Origin of the sequence: Deinococcus marmoris DSM 12784 (genome assembly GCF_000701405.1) — a bacterium.
Taxonomy (GTDB): Bacteria; Deinococcota; Deinococci; order Deinococcales; family Deinococcaceae; genus Deinococcus; species Deinococcus marmoris.
The window spans coordinates 41,250-51,434 of sequence record NZ_JNIV01000024.1 but is presented as its reverse complement, the minus strand read 5'-3'; the positions used below and the strand labels follow the sequence as shown (position 1 = coordinate 51,434).

At 65.7% G+C, this 10,185-nt stretch carries 10 protein-coding genes and 1 pseudogene; 6 read left to right on the top strand and 5 right to left on the bottom strand.

The genetic code is table 11. From position 1 onward, the window contains the following. Positions 1-298 (top strand): annotated as a pseudogene (locus Q319_RS27860) (IS4 family transposase); the annotation flags it as partial. A 275-nt stretch (positions 299-573) separates the two neighbouring features. Beyond that, positions 574-2,277, top strand: a complete 1,704-nt coding sequence (locus Q319_RS0107755; protein WP_415814597.1) for a copper amine oxidase N-terminal domain-containing protein — start codon at positions 574-576, stop codon at positions 2,275-2,277. Between the two features lie 60 nt (positions 2,278-2,337). Here Q319_RS0107755 and Q319_RS0107750 read toward each other — a convergent pair whose 3' ends face one another. After that, a complete protein-coding gene (locus Q319_RS0107750; protein WP_029481619.1) occupies positions 2,338-2,754 on the bottom strand; it encodes a pyridoxamine 5'-phosphate oxidase family protein in 417 nt (138 codons plus the stop codon). A 381-nt stretch (positions 2,755-3,135) separates the two neighbouring features. On the opposite strand from Q319_RS0107750, the gene mscL reads away from it, so the two are divergent. Both mscL and Q319_RS0107735 read left to right on the top strand, forming a co-directional pair. Then, on the top strand, positions 3,136-3,543 hold the full coding sequence (mscL, locus tag Q319_RS0107740; protein WP_029481617.1) for a large conductance mechanosensitive channel protein MscL: 408 nt from the start codon (positions 3,136-3,138) through the stop codon (positions 3,541-3,543). Positions 3,544-3,656: 113 nt separating this feature from the next. Then, positions 3,657-4,943, top strand: a complete 1,287-nt coding sequence (locus Q319_RS0107735) for an aminotransferase class V-fold PLP-dependent enzyme (protein WP_029481616.1) — start codon at positions 3,657-3,659, stop codon at positions 4,941-4,943. A gap of 31 nt (positions 4,944-4,974) precedes the next feature. Here the strand turns inward: Q319_RS0107735 and Q319_RS28605 are convergent, their stop codons facing one another. Then, a complete protein-coding gene (locus tag Q319_RS28605; RefSeq protein ID WP_029481614.1) occupies positions 4,975-5,709 on the bottom strand; it encodes a TM2 domain-containing protein in 735 nt (244 codons plus the stop codon). 59 nt (positions 5,710-5,768) lie between these two features. Next, entirely contained in the window at positions 5,769-6,524 is a 756-nt protein-coding gene (locus tag Q319_RS0107725) for a methyltransferase domain-containing protein (RefSeq protein WP_029481612.1), read from the bottom strand. A 41-nt stretch (positions 6,525-6,565) separates the two neighbouring features. Between Q319_RS0107725 and Q319_RS0107720 the strand changes: the two genes are divergently transcribed. Beyond that, complete coding sequence (locus tag Q319_RS0107720; protein WP_029481611.1) at positions 6,566-7,174, top strand: carboxymuconolactone decarboxylase family protein; 609 nt, start codon at positions 6,566-6,568, stop codon at positions 7,172-7,174. A 67-nt stretch (positions 7,175-7,241) separates the two neighbouring features. Next, positions 7,242-7,886, top strand: coding sequence for a DsbA family oxidoreductase (locus Q319_RS0107715; protein ID WP_029481609.1), 645 nt, complete (start codon positions 7,242-7,244; stop codon positions 7,884-7,886). A gap of 62 nt (positions 7,887-7,948) precedes the next feature. On the opposite strand, the gene Q319_RS0107710 is transcribed toward Q319_RS0107715, so the two are convergent. Both Q319_RS0107710 and Q319_RS0107705 read right to left on the bottom strand, forming a co-directional pair. Continuing rightward, positions 7,949-9,112 carry a GNAT family N-acetyltransferase gene (locus Q319_RS0107710; protein WP_029481607.1) on the bottom strand — a complete coding sequence of 388 codons (1,164 nt, stop codon included), beginning with the start codon at positions 9,110-9,112 and terminating at the stop codon, positions 7,949-7,951. After that, a complete protein-coding gene (locus Q319_RS0107705; RefSeq protein ID WP_029481606.1) occupies positions 9,094-10,155 on the bottom strand; it encodes an agmatine deiminase family protein in 1,062 nt (353 codons plus the stop codon). The genes Q319_RS0107710 and Q319_RS0107705 overlap by 19 nt, the downstream gene beginning before the upstream one ends. Positions 10,156-10,185: the final 30 nt, after the last annotated feature.

Sequence of the window (10,185 nt, the reverse complement as noted above, 5' to 3'; positions counted from 1 at the left end):
AAAACAGTTTGCAGGGCTGACCACCTGCCAGCTTCGTCAGACGCAGGCTCTGGAGAACCATTGGAATACTGCGTTCTTCGCGCTCAGTCTGGGACGGGCAGAAGTGCTGCTGGAGGCCGCTGGCCTCCAGGGTCGCCCGGCCACTTCACTGGTGTTTTCCTACGAAGACATCAAGCGGCGGGCCTTCAACCGGCTCTTTGCGTGGCGAATACTGAGCAATCTAGGTCTCCAGGCACGATTTGCCGAATTAGGAAAACATCCGTCCAGGCCGCTGGATTTGGGGGTCAAAGCGGCTTGAGGGTGGTCAAAACTGTCCGAACCATTGCTCTTTCCGGGTTCAGTTCTGTCATGCTTCAGCCTCCTGATTGTGATGCAGATCGACATAGATCTGTCTTACACGGCTGTCAGCGGAATGTTCATGAAGATGTGGAGGGACAATCCGCACAGATCGGCGTCAGGTGCGGCGGGCATACTCCCCCGGTGCGTGTTGCCCCCTTCTTCCTTCCGTTGTTGCTCCGGGGCTCTGCCCTGCGTCTGAAACGTCGAAATCCTGCTTCTCTCGTCCTGAGCGCCCTGCTGTCCACGGCAGGCGGCCCAGCGCTGGCCGCCACCGTGACCGCCGGATCGGTGCAACTGACCTTCACGGTGGACGCCCCGGACCTGAACGTGAACGGCGACGCTGCACGCTGGCAGGCTGCGCCCCGGCTGATCGGCGGGCGCACGATGCTGCCGCTGCGCGAGACGGCGCTGCTGCTGGGCCGCCCCGTGCAGGTGGGGGGGGCCGGGCAACTGGGTCTGGGGCGCGTGGTGGTCACCGCAGACGGCAGCGCCTCGCTGGGCGGGGTGCCGCAGCCTGCGGGCACGGCGCTGATCGTGGACGGTGTGCCCTACCTGAGTGCCCGCACGCTGGCCGACGCGCTGAACGCCAACCTCAGCGCCGCCGACGACACGGGCCGCACGCTGACCCTGACCGCCCTGCGTGACGGCGGCAATCCGCTGGCCCCGCAGGCGCGCTTTTCCACCGATAAGGTCGTCTATGCCCCTGGCGAGCGCGTGGTGTACACCGAGTACGCCTATGACCCGGACGGCGCGGACATCACTTCTCGCAAATGGAGCAACCGCGAGGACGCTTTCTTTCAACCCGGCACGTACACGGTGGGCCTGAGCGTCACCAACAGCCGGGGCCTGAGCAGCAAGGCGTTTACCCGCACCATCACCGTGCAGGGTGCGCCGCTGGACAGCCCGTTGACCTACGCCCTCAAATACGCCGCCCCCGGTGACCGTTTCCCCGACTCGCAGGTGCTGAATTACCCCTCTGCGGCGGTGATGCCGGTGGCCGGGGCTTCCTTCCCCCTGATCTTCAGTGACAGCCCAGAAGTGCCCACCCAGAGCGGCGTGCTGTACCAGGACACGGTTTCGGGGCCGGTCCGCCTGCTGGGTTACCACCTGAACGGTCTGGGCAAACCCGCGCGGTTGTACGTGCTGGCCCGCAACATCGAGGACCGCGCCGTGGAAGTCCGTACGCTGCGGCAGGGCGAGACTGCGCCCACCCGCATTGAGGGACTGCTGGGACAGGTCACGCTGCTGGACTACTTTGCCAGCACCGGCGGCCCCACCCTGACCCTGGCCCCCGGTCAGGCCGCCGCCGTCTACGCCAGTCCCACCCTGAGCGTGGGCAGCGGCGCGAACATGATGCAGGACCTGACCGCCTCGGGCCGCGTGGAACTGACCTTTCTGATGCTGGAAGACGGTCTGCCCCCCAGTGCCCAGGTGTCCCAGCAGTTGCCGTACCTGAAGCCCGACGGCAAGCATGTGCGCGGCACCTTCCCGAATGCCGTGCGCCGCCTGCGGGTCAGCCTGACCACGCTGCCCGCCCGCATCGTGATCGGAGACGGGCAGCTTGATCCGGCCATCGACGGCATTGACAAGCTGACGGGACAGCCAGTTCGCCTGAGCGGCAACTACGGCGTGCTGTACGATCTGGAGGTCAACGGCGCGGCGGGCACGGCGGTGGCCCTCAGCCCGCGCGGGGGCCTGTACCGGGGGGCCATGAACGTGCAGGACGGCCCCCTGAGCCAGACCATCAAGCTGCCCAGAAGCGGCAACGCCATCAAGCCGCAGGAACCCGTGCTGCTGTGGCGCGCGGGATCGGACCGCCTGAACATCGACTTTATCCCCGCCAGCGGCAGCAATCTGCCGATCAGTCTGGTGTTCTACCGCGCCGGAAAAGCAGGGGCCAGCGGCGTGATGGACGGGTTGAAAACGTACCAGCCGTAAGCCTGGGCAATGCAAAAAGCCAGCCTGGGGAGTCTCCCGGCTGGCTTTCTCGGTCTGGGGTTACAGCTTGACTTCGCCCTCGTCGCCGCCGTCCCAGTAATGCACGCGGGTGGCGTCTACCTGAATCATCACGATGTCCGGCGTGTCGATGCCGTCCTTGAACCATTTGTCCAGGTCCGGGGACCAGTGTTCTTTCATCTCAGCCTTATCGCGGCTCAACTTGGCGTTGCCTTCCACCGCCACCGAGAAGCCCTCTTGACCCATAAAGGCCAGCGAGACTTTGGGGTCCGCCTCGATCTCGCCCACGGTATGGGCGTCCTCGTAGGTGAAGTAATAGGAGGTGCCGTCGTACTCCACCTGCCCGTTGTTGCTCATGGGCCGCCCGGCGATATTGCCGTTGCTGGCGTGTGTGGAGAGCATGGCAATATCGATCTTGCCCATCTGCTTGGAAAGGTCAGCCAGTGTTTTGTCAGCCATGCTGCCAGTCTGGGAGTGCGGGGGCCGCGCTGAGGTCAAGTTGGATAAATGCCGTTTTAAGTTCCGGTTCGATGACCGGCCCTGTAGAGCGCCAGATTCAGGCCGGGGCCAGGGCGTCCGGCACGCGCACGGTGAACCCGGCGGCCTGCGCGGGCGTGCAGTTCTGCGGCCAGATCGGTGTGTAGAAGGCGGCTGGCAACGCTGCACGCTGAGAGGCATCAGGGCCGTGGGCGTCAGGGACATGGCCCGGAGCAGAGCGGAGGCGGGTTCACGGCAGTCCCAGAGGACGGGATGCAGACCCAGGAATGGTCTGGATAGCCTGTCTAGACAGAAAAAGTGACCAGATTGACGTTTTCATGTGTAAAGTGTAAAAATTCACACATGGTGAGCGGATTTCAGAAGTTCTTATTGCGTGGCAATCTCATTGATCTGGCTGTGGGTGTCCTCATCGGGGCGGCCTTCGGCAAGGTGGTGGATTCCTTTACCAGCGGCCTGATTCTGCCGATCATCGGCATTTTCGGCGGCGTGCCGGACTTCTCGGCGTTGACCTTCGCCATCAACGGCAGCGTTTTCAAATACGGCCTGTTCCTGACCAACGCGCTCAGCTTTGCCCTGACGGCGGCCATCATCTACTTCTTCGTGATCATCCCCTTCAATCACCTGATGGAACGGTTCAAGCGCGAGGAGAAGCCGCCTGTGGCCGAACCCAGCAACGAGGAAAAGCTGCTGGCCGAGATTCGCGACGCCCTCAAGGCCCAGTCCGTGGGCAGCGTGCCACCCAGGCTCTAGAGCATCTGTTTGAAGGTGAGGCGCGGTTTCCCGTTCGGGACCGCGCCTCATTGATGTCCTGTCATGCGGACATGTCCCGCACGTTTGGGTGCGGGGGCGCGTAGCGTGGGCGGATGAGCGATTCTCCTGCTGACCCCGCCAACGACGCTGCGCCCAATGCCGACTGGACCGATACCGACTGGGGCTACGAGACCGCCGCCGTCCAGTCCGGCATTCCGCGCGGGCTGGGGCAGACGATCGGGTTTCCCATCCACGCCGCCGCCGCCTTCCAGTTCGACACGCTGGAGCAGGCGCAGGATGAATTCCAGAACAACATCGGCCTGAGCTACGCCCGCATTCAGAACCCCACCACCCGCGCGCTGGAAGCCCGGATCACGGCGCTGGAGGGCGGGGCAAACACGGTGGCCCTCGCCAGCGGACAGGCCGCCACCCTGACCGCCATCCTGGGCGTGTGCCGCGCCGGGGACCATGTGGTGTCGGCCTCCAGCCTGTTCGGGGGCACCACCGGAATGCTGAATAACATCCTGCCGCTGATGGGCATTTCCGCCACGCTGGTGGACAACACCCCGGACGCCGTGCGCGCCGCCATGCAGGACAACACCCGGCTGGTCTGGGCCGAGATGATCAGCAATCCTGCCGGGGACGTGGCGGACATCACGGCATTCGCCCAGATCGCGCACGAATACGGCGCGCTGCTGGCCATCGATAACACCTGCGGCGGCGTGGGCTACCTGTGCCGTCCACTGGACCACGGCGCGGACATCGTGGCGCAGTCGCTGACCAAGTGGGCGGGCGGCCACGGCAGCGTGATGGGCGGCAGCGTCACTGTGGGTGCGCGGCACGATCTGGGCCGCAATCCTATCTATACCGAGGGCGGCGAGAACAGCATTCTGAAGGTGCGGGGTGACAACGCTCTGGCGTGGCGGCAACGCTGGCTGGGGGCCAGTCAACTGGGCATGACCCTGGCACCCCACAGCGCCTTTCTGATCGCGCAGGGCCTGGAAACGCTGGCGCTAAGGCTGGAGCGCGAGAGCCATACGGCGCTGGAACTGGCCGGGTGGCTGCGGGCACATCCGGGGGTAGGCCGGGTCAGCTATCCGGGCCTGGAGGACCATCCGTTCCACGCGCAGGCACAGCGTTATCTGGGCAACGGCTGCGGCGCGGTGCTGGCCTTCGAGGTCCCGGACCCCGCCGCCTTCCTGTCGCGCCTGCGGGTGCTGCGGGTGGCCCCCAACCTGGGCGACGTGCGGACCCTGGTTGTTCACCCGTGGACCACCACCCACGGACGTGTTCCCGAGGCCGCCCGCATTGCTGCCGGGGTCAGCCCCCAGACCATCCGCATGAGCGTGGGCGTGGAGGCGCTGGCCGATCTGAAGGCGGATATCGCGGCGGCGCTGTAGGACCGTTGGCCGTCTGAACGTCAAAAGCTTCTTACAGCCAGGGTTTCTTGCCCACCAGATAGTCGCGCCCAAAGTCCGCATCGGATTTGGTCAGGTACAGGATGCCTTCCACCAGGCCCAGCAGCCCCAGCGCGGAGCTGACCACGCCCGCCAGCGGCAGGGTGATGAACAGGCCGAAGCCCAGGGTCAGTAGCCCGATCAGCAGCGCCAGAACCCAGACGCCGATGTTGGCCCCCAGGATCAGGATGCCCTGGGTGTTCATGCCCAGATAGAACTTGTGGACGCCTAGGCTGCCCAGGAAAATGGCGAGCAGGCCAGCGATCAGGCGTTTCTGGGCCACGTCGCCCGCGTGGGTGGGAGCTGGCGCGTAGGGGGTGATGGGCCGTTCGTCGGCTACGCGTATGGTGGGCCGCTGCGGTTCGCCCCAGGCGTCCAGATCCGGGGCAGTGGGGCGGGGACTACTGGGCTGGGGGGCGGTGTGTGGCGCGTTAGGGCGGGCCGGGGGCGGGCTGCCAGTCACGCGGGAAATCCAGTCGTCGGTTTCTGCCGCTGGGGCCGGGGCGGCGCGCGCGGGTTCGGGAATCCGCAGATCACCCGCCGGTGGGGGCGTTTTGCTGAGGTTGGGCCGGGTTGAATCCGGGGCGTGCGTCTGTCCGCTGCTGCCCGAGCCGCTGCCCGGTGTGCCCAGCACGTCGTCCACCCAGGACGGGGCGTTGCCCTGCGCCCTGCCTGCCGCCGGGGTCTTCTGATCGTCAGGATTCGTCATGGTTCACATTACGCCCCAAACGTGACCGGGGTTGCATCCGCCAAAAGAGGCAGCCGCGTTTACCCCGCCCGCACGCCCGTCGCCACCAGCACCGGGACGGGCACAGTCAGCGGTTGCCCGGCGAACAGAAGTTCCAGTTCGGCCAGATGATCGGTCTGAAGCTGGCGGCGCACCTCGGAGGGAAGGGCGGCCAGCGGCGCACCTTCCATGCCCGCCTCAATGTCGTCCCAGCGGTCCTGTGGCGTGGGCAGGGGGTAGGGCAATTCCTGAAGGTCCACCGTGACCTCCTCGAAACCCGCTTCCCGCAGGAGCTGGGCCGCCGCGTCCGGCGAGGGCAGGCGGCCCAGTGGCGGAAAGCCCATCAGGCCCTTGCCGAACGAGCTGAAGACCACGCGCCCGCCGGGCCGCACCACCCGCCGCCACTCGCGCAGGGCCGCGTCCATCTCCGGCACGAAGAACAGGCCCGAGGCGCAGGCCACGCCGTCAAATTCCGCGTCCGCCAGGGGTAGGGCCGTCGCATCTGCCTCCACGAATGACACCTGTGGCTGTCCCGCCGCCTTGTTCCGCGCCACCGCCAGCATTCCCGGCGACAGGTCCGCGCCCACCACCCGCCCGCCCGCGCCCACCGCGTCGGCCAGGGCCAGGGCCAGCGTGCCAGTGCCGCACATCACGTCCAGCAGCGTTTCACCGGGCTGCGCGTCAAACCGCTGCGCCAGATACAGCGCCGTCAACGGCAGAAAGCCCATGCGGTCATAGTGCGCCGAGAGGGTATCGAACAGCCGGACATTCTGTGTCGCGCGCTCGTCTGGGTTCATGGTGGCTTCAGCTTATTCCTCTGTGGCCCCTAGACTGACCCATGCCCTGGATTGAAACCGTTCCCTACGCCGACGCCACGGGCCGCCTGAAAACCCTGTATGACCGCGTCAAGGGGCCGGGCGACGCCGTCGATAACATCATGGCGATGCACTCGTTGCGGCCCCACAGCATGGAGGGGCACATGGCGCTGTACAAGGCCGTGCTGCACCACAGCGGCAATGCCCTGCCCAAGTGGCTGCTGGAAACGCTGGGCGTCTGGGTCAGTTCGCTGAATGCCTGTGCCTACTGCGTGGAACACCACTTCGCCGGGCTGAGGCGACTGCTCAAAGACGACGTGCGGGCCGACGCGATTCGCCGCGCGGTAGAGGCGCGTGATCCCGCCGCCGCTCCGCTGACCGACGCCCAGCAACAGGCCCTGCGCTATGCGGAGAAGCTGACGCTGACTCCGTCTGCCGTCTCAGAAGCGGATGTTGCTGTTCTGCGAAGCGCTGGTTTCACCGATGGCGAGATTCTGGAGATCAATCAGGTCACGGCCTACTTCGCCTACGCCAACCGCACGGTGCTGGGGCTGGGCTGCTCCACGGACGGCGACGTGCTGGGCCTCTCGCCCGGCGACTCGGACGATGCCGGGAACTGGAACCATTCCTGACACGCAACAGAGCAGGGGGCCGGAAGGCTGACAGTCCCCGTTTGAGCTGCGTGCTAGCGTCGCCGCCATGACCCCATCCAATGAAATTTTCTTCGATTTTGTCTGCCCCTACGCCTGGCGCGGCCTGGAACTGGCGCAGGTGCTGCGGAAAGCGGGCGAGCAGCAGTTCACCCTGAAGCACTTCTCACTGGTGCAGGGCAACCACCCCGACAACGCGGGTCAGAAGGAACCCGTCTGGTGGCTGACCGATCAACCGGGCGACGCGGGCGAGCGTTTCCAGAAATCCAGCCTGCTGGCCTTTCTGGCGGCGGTGGCGGCGGCGAAGCAGGGCGAGGATGCCAGTTGGGAGTTCAGTCTGGCCCTGTTCCGCGCGGTCCACGAGGACAAGAAACCGCTGGACGAGGACGTCGTGATGGCCGCAGCGAAGGCCGCCAATCTGGACCTGGACGGGTTCGCCGCTGACCGCAAGGACGACGACGCCCTGCGCGCCAGCCTCCGCAGCGATCTGGCCGAATCCGCTGAGATCGGTGTGTTCGGTACGCCCACCTTTGTCCTGCCCGGCGGGGAAGCCGCCTACTACCGCTTCGAGAACCTGACCCGCGATCTGGAAACGGCCCGTCAGTGGTGGAACCTATACGGCGAGGTGCTGCACTCCGGCGCGGGCATTGCCACAGTCAAGCGCGCGAAAAACCGTCCGGCGAAGAAGGCATAGAGACACGTCTCGTTCCGCGCTGGAACAGTCACCCGGCCCTTTCCCAGCGGAGAGGGCTTTTTCTATGGCTTCCGGCTGATGCCCAGCGCCCGCGCCACCTCGCCCTCCGGCTGCTTCAGACCGCTGCGAACATCCATGTAGTCGCGGTACAGCGTGCCAAAGCCCAGCATCAGCACCGCCATGACGCCGTGATCATCCACCTGAAGACCCTGCAAGCGAAAGCCCGCGCGCAGTTTCGGGATCAGCACAGCGTTGTTGGTGGCGTGGTGGTGGCTGCGGACCAGATCGTAGCCCTGGGTTTGCAGCGTCCTCAACACAGGCGGCAGCACGCGGGAGTACAGGCCCCGGCCCCGGTGTGCGGGCAGCAGCGCGGTGTTGACCATGTAGGCCGTGCGGGCGTCCCACTGGCGGGAATAGTGCCAGCCCACCACCTCGTTCTGGTGGCCGATCAGCCAAGTGTACTGCGGATATTCCGGGGATTCGAGGCGCGGAGGCGTGGGCCAGTTCAGGGAAACGCTGCTGTACACGGCGTCCTCTAACTGGGTATAGATGTCGTAATAGGTCGCGTAAGCGACGGGGCGCAGGACGTAGCCGCCGCCCAGATCGGTGTCGTCGCCCTGACATTCTGGCATGGGGACGGCAGAGGGAGCCGTTTTCTGGGCTTGAGGCGTGGAGGGCAATCCCAGCCGCCGCGCAACCTCACCCCTTGCCGCCTGGAAGCCGCTGCGGACGTGCATGGCTTCCCGGTATGTGTCATCCAGACTCAGCGTCAGGGCCACGTTCAGCCCGCCCTCGTACAGATTCAAACCCTGGATGAAAAACCCGGCGTGCAGCTTGGGCACGATCACGGCGTTGTTGGTGGCGCGGTGGTGGCTCTGGACCAGGGTGTAGCCTGCTGCCCGGAAGGCGTCCAGCAGGTGTGGTAACAGGCGGGTATACAATCCGCGCCCCTGGTGTTCGGGCAGGATTCCCGTGTCGGCCATGTCCACCGTGCGTTCGTCTTTCTGGTGCGCGAAGCTCCAGCCGATCAATTCCCCAGATGCGTAGATGCCCCAGGCAAACGTCTCGCCCAGTGGCGGCGGCGCTTTGGTCTCAGGCCCGAAGGCATACAGAGAGTTGCCACCGAAAATCTGGTCTTCCAGCCGGGCGCAGGCGTCGCGGTAGGTCTGGATGGGGATGGGCCAGGCGCTGTAGCCGCCGCCGAGGTCTATTTCTCGCCCGTCCACACTGTTCCCGTCGGCTGCTGCTGAGTGATGCAGTGGAACGAGCCGCCGCCCTCGATGATCGCGCGGCTGCTCAGGCCAATGACCTCTCGCCCCGGAAAGAGCGGCGTTAGGATGTCCAGTGCGCGGGCGTCATTTGAATCGCCGTACTGCGGCACCACCACGAAGCCGTTGCCGATATAGAAGTTGGCGTAGGTGGGCGGCAATCTTCCCTCTGCGCCCTCCAGATACTCGGCGGGGAGGGGCAGTTCCACGATGCGGAAGGGCTGGTCCTGAGCGTCCGTCATCTCCCGCAGCGCCGCCAGATTGGCCGACATGACCGCGTGGTTGGGGTCTGTCCTGTCCGCCTCCACGCTGGTGACAATCGTCCGCTCATCCGTAAACCGGGTGATGGTGTCGATGTGGCCGTCGGTGTGGTCATTTTCCAGGCCTGCGCCCAGCCACAGCAGCTTGCTGACGCCCAGGTATTCGCGCAACCAGTCGGCGTATTTGCCTGCGTCCAGGCCCAGATTGCGCGTCTCGGTCAGCAGGCAGGAACGGGTGGTCAGCGCCACGCCCGCGCCGCCGATTTCCAGTGCGCCGCCCTCCAGCACCACCGGGACATCCCAGTGAGGGGCGTTCAGGATGTGGGCCACGGCTTCCGGCACGCGGTCATCCTCGGCGTAATCAAATTTGCCGCCCCAGGCGTTGAAACGCCAGTTGACCAGGGAAACCTCGCCAGAGGCGCGAGTAACGAACAGTGGGCCGTTGTCGCGGATCCACACGTCGTTCAGTGGCACCTCGTGGAAGGTCACGTCGGCCCCGGCCAGACGCTCGGCGGCGTCCTGACGGCTGTGGGCATCGCAGGTCAGCAACTGCACCGGCTCGAAGCGGGCAATCGTGCGCACCAGCTCAGCGAATTCGGCGCGCACGGCCTCCAGATGGCCGAACCACAACTCGTCGTCGGCGGGCCAGCTCATCCAGGTGGCGGCGTGCGGTTCCCATTCCGGGGGCATGGCAAAGCCCAGGCTGCGCGGCGTGGCATCGGTGGCGGAGAGGTGATTCATGGGCCAGAGTTTAGTGCGGGCCGTGAGGGT